21 protein-coding genes are annotated in these 19,994 nt (G+C 71.3%); 12 read left to right on the top strand and 9 right to left on the bottom strand.

Annotated elements, in window-relative coordinates; translation table 11 throughout:
• Positions 1–2 precede the first annotated feature (2 nt).
• Positions 3–1,004, bottom strand: coding sequence for an LLM class F420-dependent oxidoreductase (locus AB3X52_RS09310; protein WP_367993559.1), 1,002 nt, complete (start codon positions 1,002–1,004; stop codon positions 3–5).
• A 42-nt stretch (positions 1,005–1,046) separates the two neighbouring features.
• Here AB3X52_RS09310 and AB3X52_RS09305 point away from each other — a divergent pair, with 42 nt between their 5' ends.
• On the top strand, positions 1,047–1,544 hold the full coding sequence (locus tag AB3X52_RS09305) for a mycothiol transferase (RefSeq protein ID WP_367993557.1): 498 nt from the start codon (positions 1,047–1,049) through the stop codon (positions 1,542–1,544).
• A gap of 14 nt (positions 1,545–1,558) precedes the next feature.
• Here AB3X52_RS09305 and AB3X52_RS09300 read toward each other — a convergent pair whose 3' ends face one another.
• Complete coding sequence (locus AB3X52_RS09300) at positions 1,559–2,869, bottom strand: MFS transporter (protein WP_367993555.1); 1,311 nt, start codon at positions 2,867–2,869, stop codon at positions 1,559–1,561.
• 183 nt (positions 2,870–3,052) lie between these two features.
• Between AB3X52_RS09300 and AB3X52_RS09295 the strand changes: the two genes are divergently transcribed.
• The 7 genes from AB3X52_RS09295 to mctP all read left to right on the top strand — a co-directional run bounded on the left by AB3X52_RS09295 (position 3,053) and on the right by mctP (position 9,857).
• Positions 3,053–3,442, top strand: a complete 390-nt coding sequence (locus AB3X52_RS09295) for a YciI family protein (protein ID WP_367993553.1) — start codon at positions 3,053–3,055, stop codon at positions 3,440–3,442.
• Between the two features lie 42 nt (positions 3,443–3,484).
• Positions 3,485–3,871 (top strand): YciI family protein, encoded by a 387-nt coding sequence (locus AB3X52_RS09290; protein WP_367993551.1) that lies wholly within the window; start codon positions 3,485–3,487, stop codon positions 3,869–3,871.
• Positions 3,868–5,112 (top strand): RNA polymerase sigma factor, encoded by a 1,245-nt coding sequence (locus AB3X52_RS09285; protein ID WP_367993549.1) that lies wholly within the window; start codon positions 3,868–3,870, stop codon positions 5,110–5,112. The genes AB3X52_RS09290 and AB3X52_RS09285 overlap by 4 nt, the downstream gene beginning before the upstream one ends.
• 29 nt (positions 5,113–5,141) lie before the next feature.
• Positions 5,142–7,091 carry a M3 family metallopeptidase gene (locus AB3X52_RS09280; RefSeq protein WP_367993547.1) on the top strand — a complete coding sequence of 650 codons (1,950 nt, stop codon included), beginning with the start codon at positions 5,142–5,144 and terminating at the stop codon, positions 7,089–7,091.
• 110 nt (positions 7,092–7,201) lie between these two features.
• On the top strand, positions 7,202–7,879 hold the full coding sequence (locus AB3X52_RS09275; protein ID WP_367993545.1) for a PadR family transcriptional regulator: 678 nt from the start codon (positions 7,202–7,204) through the stop codon (positions 7,877–7,879).
• An 89-nt stretch (positions 7,880–7,968) separates the two neighbouring features.
• On the top strand, positions 7,969–8,220 hold the full coding sequence (locus tag AB3X52_RS09270) for a DUF3311 domain-containing protein (RefSeq protein ID WP_367993543.1): 252 nt from the start codon (positions 7,969–7,971) through the stop codon (positions 8,218–8,220).
• Complete coding sequence (gene mctP / locus AB3X52_RS09265; protein ID WP_367993541.1) at positions 8,217–9,857, top strand: monocarboxylate uptake permease MctP; 1,641 nt, start codon at positions 8,217–8,219, stop codon at positions 9,855–9,857. Before AB3X52_RS09270 ends, mctP begins: the two co-directional genes overlap by 4 nt.
• 60 nt (positions 9,858–9,917) lie before the next feature.
• Here mctP and pcaDC read toward each other — a convergent pair whose 3' ends face one another.
• From pcaDC to pcaH, 4 genes are read right to left on the bottom strand one after another with little or no spacing between them, the layout of a single operon-like run.
• The gene (pcaDC, locus tag AB3X52_RS09260) at positions 9,918–11,123 is read right to left on the bottom strand and encodes a bifunctional 3-oxoadipate enol-lactonase/4-carboxymuconolactone decarboxylase PcaDC (RefSeq protein ID WP_367993539.1); all 1,206 of its coding nucleotides are present in this window, start codon (positions 11,121–11,123) and stop codon (positions 9,918–9,920) included.
• Positions 11,120–12,346 (bottom strand): lyase family protein, encoded by a 1,227-nt coding sequence (locus AB3X52_RS09255; protein WP_367993537.1) that lies wholly within the window; start codon positions 12,344–12,346, stop codon positions 11,120–11,122. Before AB3X52_RS09255 ends, pcaDC begins: the two co-directional genes overlap by 4 nt.
• A gap of 13 nt (positions 12,347–12,359) precedes the next feature.
• Positions 12,360–12,908, bottom strand: coding sequence for a protocatechuate 3,4-dioxygenase subunit alpha (gene pcaG / locus AB3X52_RS09250; RefSeq protein ID WP_367993535.1), 549 nt, complete (start codon positions 12,906–12,908; stop codon positions 12,360–12,362).
• A complete protein-coding gene (gene pcaH, locus AB3X52_RS09245; protein WP_367993533.1) occupies positions 12,905–13,747 on the bottom strand; it encodes a protocatechuate 3,4-dioxygenase subunit beta in 843 nt (280 codons plus the stop codon). Before pcaH ends, pcaG begins: the two co-directional genes overlap by 4 nt.
• A 101-nt stretch (positions 13,748–13,848) precedes the next feature.
• Here pcaH and AB3X52_RS09240 point away from each other — a divergent pair, with 101 nt between their 5' ends.
• Positions 13,849–14,598: an IclR family transcriptional regulator gene (locus tag AB3X52_RS09240; protein ID WP_367993531.1), complete on the top strand. Its 750-nt coding sequence runs from the start codon at positions 13,849–13,851 to the stop codon at positions 14,596–14,598.
• 95 nt (positions 14,599–14,693) lie between these two features.
• On the opposite strand, the gene AB3X52_RS09235 is transcribed toward AB3X52_RS09240, so the two are convergent.
• Together AB3X52_RS09235 and AB3X52_RS09230 are read right to left on the bottom strand one after the other, a co-directional pair.
• Entirely contained in the window at positions 14,694–15,293 is a 600-nt protein-coding gene (locus tag AB3X52_RS09235; RefSeq protein WP_367993529.1) for a YceI family protein, read from the bottom strand.
• A 169-nt stretch (positions 15,294–15,462) separates the two neighbouring features.
• Entirely contained in the window at positions 15,463–15,597 is a 135-nt protein-coding gene (locus tag AB3X52_RS09230) for a hypothetical protein (protein ID WP_367993527.1), read from the bottom strand.
• Between the two features lie 280 nt (positions 15,598–15,877).
• Between AB3X52_RS09230 and AB3X52_RS09225 the strand changes: the two genes are divergently transcribed.
• From AB3X52_RS09225 to AB3X52_RS09215, 3 genes are read left to right on the top strand one after another with little or no spacing between them, the layout of a single operon-like run.
• Positions 15,878–16,141, top strand: a complete 264-nt coding sequence (locus tag AB3X52_RS09225) for a hypothetical protein (protein WP_367993525.1) — start codon at positions 15,878–15,880, stop codon at positions 16,139–16,141.
• Positions 16,142–16,166: 25 nt separating this feature from the next.
• The gene (glmS, locus tag AB3X52_RS09220; protein WP_367993523.1) at positions 16,167–17,990 is read left to right on the top strand and encodes a glutamine--fructose-6-phosphate transaminase (isomerizing); all 1,824 of its coding nucleotides are present in this window, start codon (positions 16,167–16,169) and stop codon (positions 17,988–17,990) included.
• A 25-nt stretch (positions 17,991–18,015) separates the two neighbouring features.
• The gene (locus AB3X52_RS09215; protein WP_367993688.1) at positions 18,016–18,825 is read left to right on the top strand and encodes an MOSC domain-containing protein; all 810 of its coding nucleotides are present in this window, start codon (positions 18,016–18,018) and stop codon (positions 18,823–18,825) included.
• A gap of 25 nt (positions 18,826–18,850) precedes the next feature.
• Here AB3X52_RS09215 and AB3X52_RS09210 read toward each other — a convergent pair whose 3' ends face one another.
• A complete protein-coding gene (locus AB3X52_RS09210) occupies positions 18,851–19,963 on the bottom strand; it encodes an NDMA-dependent alcohol dehydrogenase (protein ID WP_367993521.1) in 1,113 nt (370 codons plus the stop codon).
• Positions 19,964–19,994: the final 31 nt, after the last annotated feature.

Here is a 19,994-nt window from a genome sequence, read left to right as displayed (position 1 = left end):
GGCTACGCAGGCGCGGCCGCTCGCAGCTTCGCGAGCAGCGGCCCGGCGGCCTCGTCGAGGAACCGCTGCTGACCCTCGTCGCCGATCTGGACGAGCGCGACGTCGGTGAAGCCCGCGTGCCAGTAGGCCGACACCGCCTCGACGATCTTGTCGAGGTCGGGACCGCACGGGATCGCGGCGGCAACGTCGTCGGGACGGACGAACTGGGTCGCCGCCGAGAAGCCCGCGGTCGTCGGCAGGTCGGCGTTGACGTCCCAGCCGCCACCGAACCAGCGGAACTGCGCATGGGCCCGCGCGACGGCGGCCTCCTCGTCGGGGTCCCAGCAGATCGGGATCTGGCCGATGGCCCGGCCGCCGTCCGCCTCGGTCGGACCGATCTTGGTCGTGCCGGCGGAGGCGTTCCACAGGTCGACGAGGTCCGGGTCCGGCTCGACCGCGATGAGGTCGTCGGCCAGGGGTGCGAGGTCCCCGACCGCGCGCTCGCCGGCCACGGCGACACCGATCCGGACGGGCTCCTCGGGCAGGTCCCAGACCCGCGCGGAGTCGACCGCGAAGTGCTCCCCGCGGAAGGTGACCAGGTCGCCCTCGTGAAGCGCACGGATGATCTCGATCGCCTCCATGAGCATCTCGTGGCGACTCTGGAGGGCGGGCCAGCCCTCGCCGATGGTGTGCTCGTTGAGGTTCTCGCCGCTGCCGAGCCCGAGCGTGAACCTGTTGTCGGAGAGCAGTCCGAGCGTGGCAGCCTTCTGCGCGACGACGGCCGGGTGGTAACGCATCGTCGGGCAGGTCACGTAGGTCATCAGCCCGACCCGCTCCGTCGCCTGCGCGACCGCGCCCAGCGTGGCCCAGGCGTACGGCGAGTGCCCCTGCTCGGTCAGCCACGGCGAGTAGTGGTCGCTCGACACCTCGAAGTCGAAGCCGGCGCGCTCGGCGGCCACCGCGTAGGAGACGAGCTCGCGCGGACCGCTCTGCTCGGTCATCAGGGTGTAGCCGAAGTTCGTCATGACGCGCCGGTACCCGTTGGCGTGCGGCGTAACGTGACACGCATGACCCCTGCAGAGCTGCTGAAGGACGCCTTCGGGCGCATTCTCGAGAGCGGTACGGCGGTCGTCGACGGCCTCACCGAGGAACAGCTGACCTACCGGGTCGGCCCCGACGCCAACACCATCGCGTGGCTGGTGTGGCACCTCGCCCGCGTGCAGGACGACCATGTCGCGGACGTGGCCGAGACGGAGCAGGTGTGGACCGCCCAAGGCTTCGAGGAAAGGTTCGGCCTGCCGTTCGACAGGCGCGCGACCGGCTACGGCATGACCACCGACGAGGTGGGCCGGGTCGTCGCGAGCGCCGAGCTGCTGACGGCGTACCTCACCGCGACCCACGAGGCGACCGTCGCCTACCTCGACACCCTGACCGAGGCGGACCTGGACAAGGTCGTCGACACTCGCTGGGATCCGCCGGTCACGCTCGGTGTCCGGCTCGTGAGCGTCGTCAACGACGACACCCAACACGTCGGCCAGGCGGCCTACGTGCGCGGCCTGGTGTAGGCCGCCGGGCGGCGTCAGGCGCTCGTGGTGGCGCCCTCGGTCTCGACGCTCAGCCGCGAGACCCGGTAGCGCACGAACGACGGCACCGCGATGGCGCACACGACCATGCCTGCGACGACGAGGACACCGCCGCCGGTCGTCGTGGCCGCGGTGCCGGCCAGCGCGGCGGCACCACCGTGCAGGACGTCGGCGATGCGGGGGCCGCCCGCCACGACGACGGTGAAGACGCCCTGCAGGCGTCCACGGACGCTGTCGTCGGCGGCCGTCTGGAGGATCGCGCTGCGGATCGCGGCCGAGGCCACGTCGCCGGCACCGGCGATCACCATGAAGAGCAGGCCGAGGGCGAGCATGAACCCGGTGAGGTGGCCGGCGAGGAAGACGGTCAGGCCGAAGCCCGTGATGCCGAGCCCCCAGACGGTGATGCACCACAGCACGACCCGGCCCTGCGCCTCGACGCGTGAGATCCAGCCGCTGAAGACGCCGCCGATCACCGAGCCGGCGGGGATCGCCGCGAAGAGCAGGGCGAAGGCGATGCCGCCGTCCTCGGGCCCGTGGAAGCTGACGTGCGCGATCTCGGGGAAGAGCGCGCGCGGCATGCCGAAGATCATCGCGATGAGGTCGACGACGAACGACATCAGCAGCACCGGCTGGTGGCGCAGGTAGGCGAACCCCTCGAAGACCGACTTCAGGCCCGGGGTGCCGACCTGCGCCCCCTCGACGGGCAGCCTGGGGAGGAGGACGACGGCGTACAACGTCGCGAACAGCGTCACGGTGTCGATCGCGTAGAGCCAGGTGTAGCCCGTGACCGGGATCAGCACGCCGGCGACGAGCGGGCCCGCGATGGCGCCGGCCTGGAAGACGGTCATCGACAGCGAGTTGGCCGCCGGCAGGAGGTGGGCGGGGAGCAGCTTCGGCAGGATCGCGGAGCGGGTCGGCTGGTTGATCGCGAAGAACGCCTGCTGCACGGCGAAGAGGCACAGCAGTACCCAGACGTTGGAGCCGAGCAGGGACTGCGCGAAGAAGAGGCCGCTCGAGACGATGAGGCCGACGGTGCTGATCACCATGAGGAGCCGTCGGTCGAGGTGGTCGGCCAGCGCGCCGCCGTACAGACCGAAGACGACGAGCGGGACGAGCCCGAAGACTCCGGTGAGTCCGACGTACGCCGACGAGCCGGTGTCGGCGTAGATCTGGGCGGGAACCGCCACGACCGTCAGCTGGGCGCCGATCATGGTGATGATCTGGGCGATCCACAGGCGACGGAAGTGGGAGTTCTGCAGCGGCCGGGTATCGGCGACGATGCTGCGGAGGGCTCCGGACACACTCACGACTGCTGTTGCTCCTCTAGGGCACTCGGCGGTGGGGCCCTGATCTTGGTTACCCAGCCTAACGAATTGTCCCGCCCATGGCGGGCGGAAGAAAAATTCGTGAGGCTGTCGTATCGACGCGACCGCGTTCGTGGAGTCATCGAGAGGCGGCCGCAGGGGCTGCCGCAGCGACACGGAGGAGCCATGGCTGAATACCTCATCGCCTTCAACGACGAGTGGGTGCCCGAACACACGCTGGACCAGCTGCGCGAGAAGAGCAGACGTAGCCGGGCCGTGATCGAGGAGATGGTCGCCGCCGGCGTCTTCGTCTACACGAACGGCGGCATCGATGCCTCGACCGCCCTGTTCAGCGTCGAGTCCGTGGACGGGCAGCCGGTCTTCACCGACGGGCCCTACGTCGAGACCAAGGAGCACCTCGGTGGCTTCTGTGTCGTGGACGTGCCCGATGAGGCCGCGGCGCGCTACTGGGCGGGCCGGCTGGCGGTCGCGCTGGAGTGGCCGCAGGAGGTGCACCCGTTCTCCGCCCGCTTCGAGATCCCGGAGCGGTTCCTCCAGGCCGGGCCCGAGGCCTGAGCCCTGACGAGGCCAAGACTGACGAAACCGAAGGAGACAGACATGCCCAGATACATGTTGTCCGTGTGGGAGCCGGCCGAGCGTGCGCGCTTCGGCGGCTACGCCGGCAAGGAGGAGATGCTCCAGGCGTTCGCCGACACCGGAGCGTTCAACGAGAAGCTCGAGCGCGAGGGCTACTTCGTCTTCGCCGACGGGCTCGAGCAGGCGACCACGGCCACCGTCGTCGACGGCCTGGGTGACGAGGTGGTGATCAGCGACGGGCCGTACGCCGAGTCGAAGGAGTTCATCGGTGGCTTCTGGGTCATCGAGGCTCCCGACCTCGACGTCGCGCTCCGCCTCGCGGCCGAGGGGTCGAAGGCCTGTCGGGGCAAGGTCGAGGTGCGGCCCTTCCAGACCGAGGAGTCCTTCAAGGCCCTGCTCGAGTCGTGACCGACGCCGTCGTCGAGGAGGCGATCACCCGGGCCCACCGGGAGGCGTGGGCCCGGTTGGTCGGCGCGTTGGCCCGCCGCTTCGGCGACCTCGACATCGCCGAGGAGAGCGCGGCCGAGGCCTTCGCCGTCGCCGTCGAGCGCTGGCCGGCGGACGGCGTCCCGGCCAACCCGCCGGCCTGGCTCACCATGACCGCCAACCGCAAGGCGATCGACCGGATCCGGCGCGAGAGCAAGCGCGATGACAAGCAGCGGGAGGCCCAGATGCTGTCGGACCACCCCGCGGACCCCCTCGGCGTCGTCGACGACGACCGGCTGCGGCTGATCTTCACCTGCTGCCACCCGGCGCTCGCGCCGCAGGCGCGGGTCGCTCTCACGCTCCGCCTGGTCGCCGGGCTGACCGTCCCGGAGATCGCGCACGCGTTCCTCGTCCGGGAGACGACGATGGCGCAGCGCATCACCCGCGCGAAGGGGAAGATCAAGGCCGCCCGCATCCCGTTCCGGGTGCCGACGCAGGCGGACCTGCGCGACCGGCTCGGCGCCGTGCTCGCGGTCGTCTACCTGGTGTTCAACGAGGGCTACCTCGCCTCGGGCCGTGACCAGGACCCGGTGCGCGTCGAGCTCACCGACGAGGCGATCCGTCTGGGTCGCCTGCTCCGCACGCTGCTTCCCGACGAGGGTGAGGTGACGGGGCTGCTCGCCCTCATGCTGCTCACCGACGCCCGGCGTCGCGCCCGGGTCTCGGTCACCGGTGAGCTGGTCACGCTCGCCGCGCAGGACCGCGGTGCTTGGGACCGCGCTCTCATCGCCGAGGGTCACGCCCTCGTGCGGGAGCGGCTGGCCGCGGTGGCACGCGGGGGCGAGCGGCCGGGTCGCTACCAGATCCTGGCCGCGATCAACGCCGTCCACACCGACGCGTTCGACGCCCGCGACACCGACTGGTCCCAGGTCGTCGCGCTCTATGACCAGCTCGTCGTGGTCGACCCGTCGCCGGTCGTCCGGCTCAACCGGGCCATCGCGGTCGCCGAGCTGGACGGGCCCGAGGTGGGCCTGGTCCTCGTCGACCGGCTCGGCGACGCCTTGGCGGACTACCACGCCTTCCACGCCACCCGCGCGGACCTGCTGCGGCGGCTGGGCCGCTCGGCACAGTCGCGGGCGGCGTACGACCGGGCGATCGAGCTCGCCGGCAATGCGGCCGAGCGGGCCTACCTCGCCCGCCGGCGCGATCAACTCGCGCGCTGAGCCTGGGCCACCCGTGGCAGTCTGTGCCCATGCCCCAGCCTGCCCCGCTGACCCTGCCCGATGCCGCCTCCGCCGAGGCCTGGATCCAGGAGCGCACGCGCGCGACGCTGGCCGACGTCCGGGCGGCGGCCGAGTCGCTCACGAGCACGGCGCAGGACCCCGCCGGCGTGGACGCGCTCGGAGTGCTGCGGGCCTGGGACGACGCGATGCTCGCGCTCGGCAGTCTCGCCGGGATGGCGTCGCTGCTGGCCAACGTCCACCCGCTCGAGGCGGTGCGCACGACCTGCGAGGACACCGAGGCCGCGGTCGACCGGCTGCGCACCGAGCTGAGCCAGGACGCCGAGCTGTACGCCGTCTTCGCCGGTCTTCCCACCGCGGAGACCGAGCGCCTCGACCCGCTGGCCGCCCGCTTCCTCGCCAAGACGCTCCAGGACTTCCGGCGGGCCGGCGTCGACCGCGACGAGGCGACCCGTGCGCGGCTGGCGCAGATCAACGAGCGCCTCACCGAGCTCGACCAGGAGTTCGCCCGGGTCATCCGCGACGACGTGCGCACCGTCCGGGTCGAGCCCGAGCGGCTGGCCGGGATGCCGGCCGACTGGCTCGAGGCCCACCCCGCCGGTGACGACGGGCTGGTCACGGTCACGACCGACTACCCCGACGCGCTCCCGGCCCGGATGTTCGTCCACGACGCCGACGTACGCCACCGGGTCACCGTCGCCTCGCTCGAGCGCGGGTGGCCCCACAACGAGCCGGTGCTGCGCGAGATGTTCGCGCTCCGCCACGAGCTGGCGACGCTGGTGGGCTACCCCGACTGGGCCTCCTACGACGCCGAGGTGAAGATGATCGGCTCGGGGGAGGCGATCCCGGCGTTCATCGACAAGATCGCGGCCGCGGCCGAGGCGCCGATGAAGCGCGACCTCGACGTGCTGCTCACCCGCTACCGCCAGGACGTGCCGGGCGCCGCCGCGATCACGGCCGCCGACTCGCTCTACTACGAGGAGCTGGTCCGCAAGGAGCAGCTCGACGTCGACTCCCAGCTGGTGCGCACCTACTTCGACTTCCCGAAGGTGCGCCAGGGGCTCCTCGACGTCACCGGCCGCCTCTTCGGCGTCGACTATGAGCCGGTCACCGACGCGCAGACCTGGCACGAGGACGTCGCGGTGTACGACGTCGTGCGCGGCGAGGGCGAGGCACGGCGGCGGCTTGGTCGGATCTACCTCGACCTCCACCCCCGCGAGGGCAAATACAAGCACGCCGCGCAGTTCGACCTCGCGACCGGCGTCAAGGACAAGCAGCTCGCCGAGGGTGTCCTGGTGTGCAACTTCTCGCGTGGCCTCATGGAGCACGACCATGTCGTGACGCTCTTCCACGAGTTCGGCCACCTGGTCCACCACGTGCTCGGCGGCCAGGGCGAGTGGGCGCGCTTCTCCGGGGTCGCGACCGAGTGGGACTTCGTCGAGGCGCCGTCGCAGATGCTCGAGGAGTGGGCCTGGGACGCCGACGTCCTGCGGACCTTCGCCACGAACGCCGAAGGCGAGCCGATCCCGGTCGAGCTGGTCGAGCGGATGCGCGCGGCCGACGACTTCGGCAAGGGCTACCTGGCGCGCACGCAGATGTTCTACGCCGCGGTGTCCTACTGGTTCCACACCGAGCGGCCCGAGGACCTCACCGCGCGGATGGTCGAGTTGCAGGCTGCGTACTCGCCGTGGCCCTACCTCGAGGACACCCACTTCTTCGCCGCCTTCAACCATCTGGGCGGCTACACCTCGGCCTACTACACCTACATGTGGTCCCTCGTGATTGCGAAGGACCTCTTCAGCGCGTTCAACGCCGACGACCTCTTCGACCCGGAGATCGCCGGGCGATACCGCGACACGATCCTCGCCCGCGGAGGCGAGAAGGACGCCGCGGATCTGGTCGCGGACTTCCTCGGCCGGCCGTTCACGTTCGAGGCGTACGCCGCCTGGCTGGCCTCGTGACACCGGCCTGACCTGGCTCCTGGCGTCGCGGGCTTGTGCCAAGACTGCGCTTCACGTACGATCACGATATATCGCGAACGGTCGCGATAGAGTGATCAAAAGGAGAGATCGTGCGACAGCAACGATTCGACAGGTTCGACAACGACGACAAGGGCGGCCGTGCGGGCCGTCGACAGGGATGGCGCCACCACCCGGGTGGACCGTGGGGCGGCGGCCCGGGCGGGCCGTGGGCCGAGTGGGGCCGCGAGTTCGGGGGCCGAGGAGGCCGGCGCGGCGGTCCGCGCGTCCGCCGCGGCGACGTGCGCCACGCGATCCTCGACGTCCTCGCCCGGGCGGCCGAGGGCGGCGAGCCGATCAACGGCTACCAGGTGATCCAGCAGATCGCGGAGCGCAGCGACAACGCGTGGCGCCCCAGCCCCGGGTCGGTCTACCCGACCATCCAGCAGCTCGAGGACGAGGGCCTCGTCGAGTCCGACGAGGAGCACGGCCGCCGGGCGATCCGGCTCACCGAGCGCGGCCGGCGCTACGTCGCCGACCACGCCGACGAGCTGGCCGCGGTCTGGCAGCCGTTCGACCGTCCGGCCGAGGGTGGTCGCGGTGACGACCCGCTGAAGGCGGAGATCGCCCAGGCGCTGCCCGCGATCTGGCAGGTCGCGACGAGCGGCACTCCGGCTCAGCGGCAGGCCGCCGCCGGCGTACTCGCCCAGACGCGGAAGCGGCTCTACGGGATCCTGGCCGGCTCGGACGCGGACGAGGACGGCGACGGGGGCGGCGCGTCGGAGGGCTGAATCCGACCCCCGGTCGCGACAATTCAAGGATCCGTGACTATTGTCACGCCGCTTGTCCGGATTCGTCGTCTCGACTCGGAGGTTCGTCCATGCCAGCCCGAAGTACCGGCCTATGGGCCGTCGTCGGGGTGCTCCTCGTCCTGGCAGCAGTGCCCCCACTGCTGGTGCCGGTGTACGCCAAGGAGACCCCGACCCTGTGGGGGTTCCCGTTCTTCTTCTGGTTCCAGTTCGTCCTGGTCCTGTGGGCCGCGCTCATGACGAGCGGCGCCTACTTCATCGCCAAGGAGGCGTTCCGGCGTGACCGGGCCGCCCGTGGCCAGCGTGGGGAGGGGCCCCGATGAACGGCGTGGCGTTCGGCGTCTTCCTCTTCCTCTTCCTCATCGTCACGGTGATGGGCTTCGCGGCCGCCCGGTGGCGGCGCGCGAAGTCCATGGGCAGTCTCGACGAGTGGGGCCTGGGCGGCCGCGGGTTCGGGACGTTCATCGCCTGGTTCCTCATCGGTGGCGACATCTACACGGCCTACACCTTCATCGCCGTGCCGGCGACCCTCTTCGCGGGCTCGGCCACCGGCTTCTTCGCGGTTCCCTACACGATCGTCATCTACCCGATGGTCTTCGCCTTCCTGCCGCGGCTGTGGTCGGTGAGCCACCGGCACGGCTTCGTGACGCCGGCGGACTTCGTCGAGGGCCGGTACGGCAGCAAGGGGCTCGGCCTCGCGATCGCCGTGACCGGCATCGTCGCGACGATGCCCTACATCGCGCTGCAGCTCGTCGGCATGCAGGTGGTCCTCGACGTCATGGGCCTGAAGTCCAGCAGTGACAACTGGTTCATGAAGGACCTGCCGCTCTTCGTCGCGTTCGTCATCCTCGCCGCCTACACCTACTCCTCGGGTCTGCGGGCGCCGGCGCTGATCGCGTTCGTCAAGGACACGCTGATCTACATCGTGATCATCGTGGCGGTCATCTACATCCCCCACCAGCTCGGCGGCTGGGGCCACATCTTCGACGTCGTCAAGAGCGGCTTCAACGACTTCAACACCCAGAACGCCGACGCGATCGCGTCCAAGGCCGCGTCGCCGAAGGCGACCTACCCGGCGACCGGCGTCGGCCAGTGGGCCTACGGCTCGCTCGCGCTCGGCTCCGCGATGGCGCTCTTCATGTATCCGCACTCGGTCACCGGTGTGCTCTCCACGAAGAACCGCAACGTCATCCGGCGCAACGCCAGCCTCCTGCCGGCGTACTCCTTCCTGCTCGGTCTGCTCGCCCTCCTCGGCTTCGTCGCGGTGGCGGCGGCCGTGAAGGTCGGCAACCCGCCGAACGCGCAGCTCGCGATCCCGCAGCTGATGGAGGACCAGTTCCCGTCGTGGTTCGCCGGCGTGGCGTACGCCGCGATCGTCATCGGCGCGCTCGTCCCGGCGGCGATCATGTCCATCGCGGCGGCCAACCTCTTCACCCGCAACATCTACAAGGCGTTCTTCCGCCCGGCGGCGGAGCCGGCCGAAGAGGCGAAGGTCGCCAAGCTGGTGTCGCTGGTGGTGAAGGTCGGCGCGCTGGTCTTCGTGCTCGCGATGAGCAAGACCTTCGCGATCAACCTGCAGCTGCTCGGTGGCGTCTGGATCCTGCAGACATTCCCGGCGATCGTCGCGGGTCTCTACACCCGCTGGTTCCACCGGTGGGCGTTGCTGGCCGGCTGGGCGGCGGCGATGGTCTACGGCACGTGGGTCGCCTATGACACGCCGTCGCCGACGCAGGCGCACTTCGGCGGCTCGGTGCACAACTTCCCGGGCACGCAGACGGGGATCTACATCGCCGTCACGGCGTTCATCCTCAACGTGCTCGTCGCCGTCGTGCTGACGCTGGTCTTCAAGGCGCTCAAGGTCCCGGACGGCGTCGACCGCACCAAGCGCGCGGACTACGTCGCCGACCTCGGTGACGAGGACGTCGAGGCTCAGCTCACGCCGGACACGGCCATCCACTGACCCCAGTGCAGCGAACAGCCCCGCGCTCGATGAGCGCGGGGCTGTGTCGTTGCCGGGGGGTCAAGCCTCGTTGAGGACCCGGTTGGCGACGCCGAAGGCCGTGTTGGCCGCGGGGACGCCGACGTAGACCGCCGTCTGGAGGAGGACCTCGACGATCTCCTCCTTGGTGAGCCCGTTGCGCAGCGCGGCGCGCAGGTGGAACTCGAGCTCCTCGAAGTGACGGCCGGCGACGAGCGCGGTGAGCACGCCCACCGACCGGCTGCGCCGGTCGAGTCCGGGGCGCGTCCAGATGCCGCCCCAGGCGTAGCGGGTGATGAAGTCCTGGAAGTCCGCGGTGACGTCGGTGATCTTCGCGCCCGCCCGGTCGACGTGCTCGGCGCCGAGCACCTCGCGGCGCACCGTCATGCCGGCGTCATAGGCCGATCCGGTGACGGCCGCGGTGCCAGACGTGGCGGTGCCGCGGGTGACGGAGGCCGCTGCCCCGACGTGCGCCGCGACCAGGCTCGCGACGGCCCGCGGGGCCTCCGCCGGGGCAAGGTGGCCGACGCCGTCGAGCTCGACGAACCGGCCGTTCGCGACACCGTCGGCGATCGCGCGCAGTGACGCGGGCGGGGTGGCGACGTCGTGGACGCCGGCGATCGTGAGCACCGGGGCGGTCACCTCGGCGAGCCGGTCGCGGACGTCGTACGACGCCAGCGCCTCGGACACGAGCGCATAGCTCTCCATGTCGGTGTCGCGGAGCGCGTTGAGCAGCGCACCGCCCTCCTCGGGCGACCGCTCGAGGAAGCCGGGGCCGAACCAGCGCTGGGCCGAGCTGGCCACCATGACCGGGGTCCCCGACGCGCGGACCGTGGCCGCGCGGTCGTGCCAGCTCTCGGCCTCGCCGATCTTCGCGCCGGTGCAGCAGAGCACCGCGGCGCTGACCCGGCCGGGCGCATCGAGCAGGAGGTGGAGACCGGTCGCCCCGCCGACGGAGTCGCCGGCGTAGGCGAACGTGGCTCCCTCCTCACCGCGCTCGGCGAGGATCTTGTCGACGGTCACGAGGACCCCGGCGGCGAGCTCGGCGACCGTGAACGGCTCAGTCGTCGGGAGGCCGCGGCCGTGGCCGGGCAGCTCCCAGCCGACGACGTGGAACCGGTCGCCGAGCAGCGCGGCGGTCTCGCCCCACAGCGTCGTCACGGAGGTGCCGAGCGACGGCCCGACGACCAGCAGCGGCCGGGTCGCGTCACCGGCGAGCTGGACCGCGGTGATGGTGGGGATGGTCACGAGAGCTCCTTCTGGGCATGGGCCGCGCGCTCGAGAGCGGCGTCCACCAGGGTGTCGGACAGCCCGAGGTAGTCGGGCGCGGGAGGCTGGCCGATCAGGCCGGCCATGGTCTGCTGCTCGGCGCGCAGGGACTCCTCGTCGGCGCCGACGCGCATCCGCTCGACGTCGACGCGCAGGCCCGCGAGCAGCTCGGCGGCCTGGGACGCCGCGACGACGCTGCGCCGGGCGAGCAGGCGCAGCGGGTCCCACTCGGCGTGCCAGGAACCGACCGGCCGCTCGTCGGTATAGGAACCCGCCGCGACGTGCAGCGTGGCGGCCTCCGCGGGCGCCCAGCGGGCGTGCCGGACAAGCAGGACGGAGAGGACGGGGTTGCTCTTGTGAGGCATCGTCGAGGAGCCGCCGCGCCCCGCGACCGCCGGCTCGGCGAGTTCGCCGATCTCGGGCCGCGCGAGCAGGGCGACGTCGCCCGCGATGCGGCCCCAGACGTCCGCGAGCCCGACGAGGGCGTCGGCGGTCTGGGTCAGGGCGCCGCGGTTGGGGTGCCAGGGGTTGGCGCCACCGTCGAGGCCGAGCGCCTGCGTCAGGTGGCGTACGACGGCCAGGGCGGTCGCCTGCGGGTCGGGCGTCACCCGGGCAAGCTCGACGACCGCGGAGAGGGTGCCCGCCGCCCCGCCGGCGTACGACGGCAGCGACTCGCGGCAACGGCGCAGCTGCGCGTCGGCGAGGAGCAGCCCGTCGAGCCAGCCGGCGGCCTTGAGGCCGAAGGTGATCGGGACGGCGTGCTGGGTGAGGGTGCGCCCGGCCATCGCGGTGGCGCGGTGGTCGTCGGCGAGGCGCGCCAGCGCGCGCGCCTGGGCGGCGACGTCATCGGTGACGCGGTCGAGGCAGTCGCGCAGGCAGAGCACGAGCGCGGTGTCGACGGTGTCCTGGCTGGTGAGGCCGCGGTGGAGCCAGGTCGCCGGCTCCCCCTCGCCGAGCCGCGACCGGAGCAGCCGAAGGAGGCCGATGACGGGGTTCCCCCCGCCCTCGGCCCCCTCGGCGAGCTGCGTGACGTCGGCCGGGCCGACGAGCCCGGCCAGTGCGGCGCGGGCGCCGGCGGGAGCGATCCCGCCGGCGACCAGGGCGTCGAGCCACGCTTCCTCGACCCGCACCATGGCGGCGAGGACGGCGGCATCGGAGAAGAGATCGCCGGCGCGCTCGTCGCCCGGCCACAAGAGGTTCATCGAGGCAGGTCTATCACCGGTGGTGGAGGAAGACGGTCTCCTGCTCGCCCTGCAGGTGGACGTCGAACCGCAGCCCGGTCGGCTCGGCCGTCGCCAGGAGCGTCGCGCGCTCCTCGTCGGAGAGCGAGGTGAGCAGCGGGTCACCGGCGTTGGCCGGGTGGTCCGGCAGGTAGATCCGGGTGAAGAGCTTGTCGAGCAGCCCGCGGGCGAAGACGGCGACCGCGAAGAACGGCGCCTTGCCCTCGGCCGTCGGCCCGGGAACCACGGTGGAGAACGTGTAGTGGCCGGTGAGGTCGGTCGCGGCCCGGCCCCAGCCCGTGAACGTCCAGCCGTCGCGGTGGAGGGAGCCCTCCTGCTGCACGATCGTGCCCTCGGCGTCGGCCTGCCAGATCTCGATCATGGCGTCCGGCACCGGCTGGCCCTGGCCGTCGCGCACCCACCCGTGGAGGCGGATCGCGTCGGCGCGGCCGGCGGGCACGAGGGTGGAGTCGCCGTCGTACGGCAGTGCCTGGCCGAAGAACGGCCCGACGGTCTGGCCGGGGGTCGGGAGCAGCGTCGTCATCGGTTGTCCTCCTGCTCGGTCCAGGTCCGCGCGGGACCGGTCAGGACGATGTCCCAGTTGTAGCCCATGCTGTACTCCGGCGCGGTCAGGTCGTGGTCGTACGTCGCGACCAGCGCGTCCCGGGCCTTCTGGTCCGTGATCGACTGGTAGATCGGGTCGAGTGCGAAGAGCGGGTCGCCCGGGAAGTACATCTGCGTCACGAGGCGCTGGGTGAACGCGCGCCCGAAGACGGAGAAGTGGATGTGCGCCGGGCGCCAGGCGTTCACGTGGTTGCCCCACGGGTAGGGGCCCGGCTTGATCGTCTGGAAGTGGTAGGAGCCGTCGGCGCCGGTGATGCAGCGGCCGACACCGACGAAGTTCGGGTCGAGCGGCGCCGGGTGCTGCTCGTGCTTGTGGACGTAGCGGCCCGCGGCGTTCGCCTGCCAGATCTCGACGAGCTGGCCGACGACGGGACGACCGTCGCCGTCGACGATGCGGCCGGAGACGGTGATGCGCTCCCCGAGCGGCTCACCGGCGTAGGTCGAGTTCGTCCCGGCATGGGCGCCGATGGTGAGGTTCGCCTCGAGCGGGTCGACCTCGGAGTGGCCGAAGCACGGCGTCCAGAGCTCGATCTCCTCCGGGTCGGCGTGGCGCGGGTCCTTGGTGGGGTGGCGCAGAATGCTGGAGCGGTAGGGGGCGTAGCCCAGCAGCGGCTGGTTGACGGGCTCGCCGGCCTGCTCCACGGACTGGCTGATCTCCGCGATCTCGGCGGAGATCTCCGCCTGGGTCGTGGCGGCCGCGTCCGAGGAGGGGACGGCGCCCTGCTCGGCCTCGAGGGCCTGGTCTGTGGTCGTGGTCACAGCTCGACGGTAGGTGCGCCCCCAAGGTCGTGCCACACTGGGATTCCGCTCAGCGGAAGCGCCCCGCAAACCTCTCGTACGACGGAAGGATCCAGGCTCGCATGGCCGGAAACACCGCCGACCCCGGCCGCTCGGTGACCTCGCGGATCCTGGCCATCATCGGCGCCTTCGACGGCGCCCACCGTCGGCTCACGCTCACCGAGCTCGCCGAGCGGGCGGGGCTCGCCCGCCCGACCGCCCACCGGCTCGTCGGCGAGCTCACCGAGTGGGGGGCCCTGCACCGCAACGAGGACGGGACGTACGTCGTCGGGCGCCGCCTCTGGGACGTCGGTCTGCTCGCGCCGGTCGCCAGCGACCTGCGCTCGGTGGCGGTGCCGTTCCTGCACGACATCTATGGCGCGACCCTCGCGACCGTCCACCTCGCGGTCCGCGAGGACGACCACGTGCTCTACCTCGAGACGCTGCGCGGCAGCCGCTCCGTCCCGATCGTCTCCTCGGTCGGCTCGCGCTTGCCCTTCCACTCGACCGGCGTCGGCAAGGTGCTGCTGGCGCATGCGCCCGACGACGTCCGCCACCGGGTGCTGTCGGCGCCGCTCCAGCGCTTCACGCGCTACACGATCACCTCGCCGCAGCGCCTGGCGCGCCAGCTCACCCGGGTGCTCGAGGACGGGTACGCGACCACGGGGGAGGAGATGACCCCCGGGGCCTGCTCCGTCGGCGTGCCCATCACGACGTCGGGCGGCGTGGTCGGCGCGCTCGGCATCGTCGTCGCCGACCTCCGGCGCTCGCGTGGCCGGCTGGTCGCCGCCCTCGAGGTGGCGGCTCAGGGGGTCGCCCGCGGGCTGGGGTGAGCCACGGCGCGGTGGGGGCTGCGGAAATGACCGACGGGGCCACCGGACGTGCGGTGACCCCGTCGGGGTGTGCTCGCTCGGTCGAGCGTCGCGGCTCAGACGTTCTTGATCGCCGAGACGTCGAACTCGAGCTTGATCTTCTCGGAGATGAGGACGCCACCGGTCTCGAGGGCGGCGTTGAAGGTCAGGCCCCAGTCGGACCGGTTGATGCTGGTCGCACCCTCGAAGCCGACGCGGGTGTTGCCGAACGGGTCCTGCGCCGAACCGGTGACCTCGAAGGGAACCGTGACCGGCTTGGTGACGCCCTTGATGCTCAGGTCGCCGGTGATGTTCCAGGTCTCGCCGTCGAATTCGACCGCGGTCGACTCGAAGGTGATGTAGGGGTGGGCGGCGTTCTCGAAGAAGTCGCCGGAGAGCAGGTGGCCGTCACGGTCGGCGTTGCCGGTGTCGATCGAGGCGGAGTCGATCTTGAGCGAGACCTTCGAGTTGGCCGGCGTGGCGGTGTCGATGTGGGCGGTGCCCTCGAACTGCTTGAACGCGCCGCGGACGGTCGTCACCATCGCGTGCCGGGCGCTGAAGCCGAGCCGGGTGTGGCTGGTGTCGAGGGTGTAGTCGCCCGAGATGTCATCCACGACCTGGGTCGGGGCGTCGAAGGTCTCGGCGGCGGTCTCGGTCTTGCGGCTGAAGATGCCCATGACTGTGTGCTCCTGGTGTGCCTGGGAGATTGTGGTTGAAACTGCAACTATCCTAACAGACCACCCCGAGTGTTCATTCCCGGCGACGGGGGGTCTTTCTTCCGAACGTACGACGAAGCCGCCGCTCCCGGAAGGGGCGGCGGCTTCGGGGCCTGGGTCGATCTGGGGTTCAGGCAGCGTGGTGAGCGGTCACGGGCGCGGTGCCGGCAGGCACCCAGCGGGCCTCCAGGCGCTCACGGCCACGAGCGTCGACGACCGGAACCCAGCGAAGCTCGAGCGGCTTCGGCTCGGTGGACACCTTCATCGGACACCTCCTGTTCACTTTCTGTTCACCAAACTTAGCGCGCCTCCACCTGGATGTCCAACATCGGCCTGACTCGAGGCAGTTTGCCCCACCTGGACGGACGTTTTGGGCGCCCAGTGCCGGTCGATGCCCCACTCGTCGCGTGCGGGGTCACCGTGCACGGGTGTTCGGGCCGCCGCCAGCCTCCTGCCGCGCATCCAGCCGACGGCGTACGCGAAATCTGCCCGATTTCGGGCAAGAAGTTGGCGTTCGGCGGTCGCGGCATGCACTCTCGTTCACCATGGAGCCCGAACGCGCCCTCGTCGACCACCTGGTCGCCACGACGGGGCTGACCCCGAGCGAGGCCGCCCGGGTGATCGAGGACGTCGTGGCGTTCCATGCCGAGCCGGTGGAGGAGTTCGTGCTCCGGCGGCACGCCCAACTGAAGACGTACGGCGCGAAGAACCCCGAGATCTTCGCGCGCATCGCCGCCGAGCTGGAGACCCGCGTGGTCGCCGCCCCGCGGCTCAGCGAGCGGCAGCTGCGCCGGCTCGTCTACGGATGACCGGCAGGAGAGGGAGAGACACAACATGTGCGGAATCGTCGGCTACATCGGCGGCCAGCAAGCGGCCCCGGTGCTCACCGAGGGCCTCGGAAGGCTGGAGCACCGCGGCTATGACTCGGCGGGCGTCGCCGTCCTCGGCTCGAGGCTGCAGGTGACGAAGCGTGCCGGCCGGGTGCGCGATCTCGTCGAGGCGCTGCCGAAGCGGCTCGCGGGGAAGGTCGGGATCGGTCACACCCGGTGGGCGACCCACGGCCCGGCGACCGACGTCAACGCGCACCCCCACACGGACGCGAGCGGGACCGTCGCCGTGGTGCACAACGGCATCGTCGACAACGCCGCCGCCCTGCGCGAGCGGCTCGCCGACGCCGGCGTCGAGCTCGCCAGCGACACCGACACGGAGGTCTTCGCCCACCTCGTCGCGGCGTCCTCCGCCGACACGCTCGAGGGCAAGGTCGTCGAGGCGCTCGCCCAGGTGGAAGGCACCTACGGTCTCGCGGTCGTCCACGCCGACTTCCCGGACCGGATCGTCGTCGCACGCAACGGCAGCCCGCTCATCATCGGCGTGGGGGAGAAGGAGATGTACCTCGCCTCCGACCTCGCCGCGCTCGTCCGCCACACCACGACTGTCGCCCACCTCGACGATGGCGAGCTGGCCACGATCACCGCCGGCGGGTTCACGACGTTCCGCCAGGACCTCACCCGGACCGCCACCGAGGCGCACGAGGTCGACGTCGACCCCTCCGCCTACGAGTACGGCGAGCTCGCGGGCGAGCCGCGGATGTACACCGAGATCCTCGAGCAGCCGTCCTCGGTCGAGCGCACCCTGCGCGGGCGCCTCGACGAGCGCTTCGGCACCGCCCACCTGGGCGGGCTCAACCTCGAGCCACGGGAGCTGCGCGCCATCCGCCGGGTGAAGATCCTGGGCTGTGGCTCGGCCTACTACGTCGGCCAGATGGGCGCGTCCCTCGTCGAGGAGCTGGCCCGGATCCCGGCCGACGCGGAGGCGGCCAGCGAGTTCCGCTACCGCAACCCGATCATCGAGCCCGACACGCTCTACGTGGCGGTGTCGCAGTCCGGCGAGACGATCGATACCCTCCTCGCCGTCGAGGAGATCAAGCGGAAGGGCGGCCGGGTCATCGGCCTGGTCAACGTCGTCGGCTCCGCCATCGCGCGCGCCTGCGACGGCGGCATCTACCTCCACGCGGGCCCCGAGATCGCGGTCGCGTCGACGAAGGCCCTCACGACGATGTACGTCGGCTTCGCCCTCCTCGCCCTCCAGCTCGGCCGGGTCCGCGACCTCTCCATCGCGGACGGCAAGCGCCTCATCGCCGGACTCCAGCGGCTGCCCGCCCAGATCGAGGAGATCCTCAAGGACGAGGACCGGCTCGAGGAGGTCGCGGGCGCCCTCGCGCAGGCCGAGAGCATGTTCTTCATCGGCCGGGTGCGCGGCTTCCCGGTCGCGCGCGAGGGCGCCCAGAAGCTGAAGGAGATCAGCTACCGCCACGCCGAGGCCTACCAGACCTCGGAGCTCAAGCACGGCCCGCTGGCGCTCATCTCGCCCGAGGTGCCGACGGTGGCGATCGTCCCCGACGACGAGCTCACCGACCGCAACGTGGCGGCGCTCCACGAGATCTCGGCCCGCCGTGGCCCGCTCGTCGTCGTCACCCACCCCGAGGTCGACCTCGGCGACCTGGAGGCCGCGCGGGTCGACGTACCCAAGAACGAGGTCGAGCTCGACCCCATCCTCCTCACCATCCCGCTGCAGCTCATCGCGTTCCACGCCGCCAAGGTGCTCGGCCACGACGTCGACAAGCCGCGCAACCTCGCCAAGTCGGTCACCGTCGAGTGACCCGGCCTACGGTGAGGCGGTGGCGATGCGGCTGAGCGGGATCAACCTCCATCCCGTGAAGAGCACGGCCATCCGGCCGGTGGCGCAGGCGTACGTCGGCGCGGCCGGGCTCGTGGGGGACCGCGAGTGGATGGTGGTGGACGCCGTCGGTGACGTCGTGACGGCGCGCGAGCTGCCACGGATGTTCCACGTCGTGGCCGACAACGCCGCGACGGGCGGGCCGGACGGGCTGCGCCTGTCCGCGCCGCGGCTCGGGCTGGACCCGGTCGAGGTCACAGTGCCGGAGGAGGGGCTCGTCGAGGTGCGGGTGCACGGCAACGGTCCGCTGCCAGCACGGTCGGCCGGCCCCGAGGCGGACGCCTGGATCCGGAAGGCCCTCGGCCTCGAGGGCGTGCGGCTGGTGTGGTGCGCCGACCCCTCGGCGCGCACGCTGAAGCCCTCGCTCGCGCGGCCGACCGACCACGCGGCGTTCCAGGACGGGAGCCCGGTCAGCCTCGCGTCCACCGCCTCGATGGCGCGGCTCAACGGCTGGATGGAGGAGGAGCGGCCGATCAGCCGGTTCCGGGCCAACCTCGTGGTGGAGGGCATCGAGGAGGCGTTCGCCGAGGACGGGTGGCAGCGGGTCCGCGTCGGCAGAGCGGTGCTCCGGGTCGCCGGCCCCATCGACCGCTGTGTCATGACGACGATCGACCCCGAGACGCTCACGAAGGGCAAGGATCCGATCCGGACGCTCGCCGTCCACCGCCGGTGGGGTGGGAAGACGTGGTTCGCGGTCCATCTCATGGTCGAGGAGCAGGGACCGGTCGCGGTCGGGGACGAGCTCACCGTCGAGTGAGCCCGCCCCACCGCGGCTCAGCGGCTCAGTGCTCGTGCACGATGACGCCGCGGATGTTGGCGCCGTTGAGGAGATCGTCGTACCCCTCGTTGACCTGGTCGAGGCGGTAGGTCCGCGTGACCAGCTCGTCGAGCTTGAGGTCGCCGTTCTGGTAGAGCCCCAGGATCTTCGGGATGTCGTAGGTCGGGTTGCAGTCCCCGAAGAGCGACCCGACGACCTTCTTGCGGAAGAGGGTCATCACGGCGCCGGGCAGCTGCACGGAGAGGTCGTCGAGCCTGTTGAGCCCGGTCAGGACGATGGTGCCGCCCTTGCCGATGGTGGTGAACGCGTCGCCGATGATGTCGGCGGTGACGAGCCCGGCGGTGAGGATCGCCGAGTCGGCCATCTGGCCGCGGGTGAGGTCGGTGATGGCCTCGATCGCGTCGGCGGCGCGCTCGAACGCGTGCGTGGCGCCGAGCTCGAGCGCCTTCTCCCGCTTGTTGGCGAGCGGGTCGATGGCCACGACGTGCTTGGCGCCGGCGTACTTCGCCCCTTGGACGGCGTTGATGCCGATGCCGCCGATGCCGAAGATCGCGACCGTGTCGCCGGGCTGCACGTCGGCGGAGTTGACCGCCGAGCCCCAGCCGGTCGGCACCCCGCACCCGACGAGCACGGCCTTGTCCAGCGGCAGGCTCTCGTCGACGGCGACGCAGCTGTTCTGGTGGATGACGCCGTACTGGCTGAACGTCCCGAGCATGCACATCGCGCCGTACTGGCCCTTCGGGCCGGTGATCGGGAAGCGTTCGCCGGGAAGGTAGCCGTCGAGGATCGTCGCGCCCATGTCGCAGATGGACTGGCGGCCGGTGGCGCAGTAGCGACAGGTGCCGCAGTTGGGGATGAAGGAGCAGACGACGTGGTCGCCCGGCTTCACCCGGGTCACGCCGGGGCCGACCTCCTCGATGATCCCCGCGCCCTCGTGGCCGAGGACGAGCGGCAGCCGGCCGACCATGTCGCCGTGGGCGATGTGCACGTCGGAGTGGCACAGGCCGGCGTAGAGATAGCGGATCAGGACCTCGCCCTCGCCGGGCTTGTCGAGCTCGAGCTCCTCGATCTCGATGGGCTTCCCGGGTTCGTAGACCACGGCGGCTTGCGTCTTCATGGGTCACTCCTAGGTGGACGGGCTCGACGAC

Origin of the sequence: Nocardioides eburneus (genome assembly GCF_040838215.1) — a bacterium.
GTDB classification, from domain to species: domain Bacteria; phylum Actinomycetota; class Actinomycetes; order Propionibacteriales; family Nocardioidaceae; genus Nocardioides; species Nocardioides eburneus.
Note: the sequence above shows the minus strand (reverse complement) of the source record. Positions and strands in the feature narration are given on the sequence as shown.

Excerpts from the sequence above, each read along its gene's own strand:
- AB3X52_RS09310 (WP_367993559.1), bottom strand. The coding sequence starts at position 1,004 with ATGACGAACTTCGGCTACACCCTGATGACCGAGCAGAGCGGTCCGCGC.
- AB3X52_RS09305 (WP_367993557.1), top strand. The coding sequence starts at position 1,047 with ATGACCCCTGCAGAGCTGCTGAAGGACGCCTTCGGGCGCATTCTCGAG.
- AB3X52_RS09295 (WP_367993553.1), top strand. The coding sequence starts at position 3,053 with ATGGCTGAATACCTCATCGCCTTCAACGACGAGTGGGTGCCCGAACAC.
- AB3X52_RS09290 (WP_367993551.1), top strand. The coding sequence starts at position 3,485 with ATGCCCAGATACATGTTGTCCGTGTGGGAGCCGGCCGAGCGTGCGCGC.
- AB3X52_RS09280 (WP_367993547.1), top strand. The coding sequence starts at position 5,142 with ATGCCCCAGCCTGCCCCGCTGACCCTGCCCGATGCCGCCTCCGCCGAG.
- AB3X52_RS09270 (WP_367993543.1), top strand. The coding sequence starts at position 7,969 with ATGCCAGCCCGAAGTACCGGCCTATGGGCCGTCGTCGGGGTGCTCCTC.
- mctP (WP_367993541.1), top strand. The coding sequence starts at position 8,217 with ATGAACGGCGTGGCGTTCGGCGTCTTCCTCTTCCTCTTCCTCATCGTC.
- AB3X52_RS09255 (WP_367993537.1), bottom strand. The coding sequence starts at position 12,346 with ATGAACCTCTTGTGGCCGGGCGACGAGCGCGCCGGCGATCTCTTCTCC.
- pcaG (WP_367993535.1), bottom strand. The coding sequence starts at position 12,908 with ATGACGACGCTGCTCCCGACCCCCGGCCAGACCGTCGGGCCGTTCTTC.
- AB3X52_RS09240 (WP_367993531.1), top strand. The coding sequence starts at position 13,849 with ATGGCCGGAAACACCGCCGACCCCGGCCGCTCGGTGACCTCGCGGATC.
- AB3X52_RS09235 (WP_367993529.1), bottom strand. The coding sequence starts at position 15,293 with ATGGGCATCTTCAGCCGCAAGACCGAGACCGCCGCCGAGACCTTCGAC.
- AB3X52_RS09230 (WP_367993527.1), bottom strand. The coding sequence starts at position 15,597 with ATGAAGGTGTCCACCGAGCCGAAGCCGCTCGAGCTTCGCTGGGTTCCG.
- AB3X52_RS09225 (WP_367993525.1), top strand. The coding sequence starts at position 15,878 with ATGGAGCCCGAACGCGCCCTCGTCGACCACCTGGTCGCCACGACGGGG.
- glmS (WP_367993523.1), top strand. The coding sequence starts at position 16,167 with ATGTGCGGAATCGTCGGCTACATCGGCGGCCAGCAAGCGGCCCCGGTG.
- AB3X52_RS09215 (WP_367993688.1), top strand. The coding sequence starts at position 18,016 with ATGCGGCTGAGCGGGATCAACCTCCATCCCGTGAAGAGCACGGCCATC.
- AB3X52_RS09210 (WP_367993521.1), bottom strand. The coding sequence starts at position 19,963 with ATGAAGACGCAAGCCGCCGTGGTCTACGAACCCGGGAAGCCCATCGAG.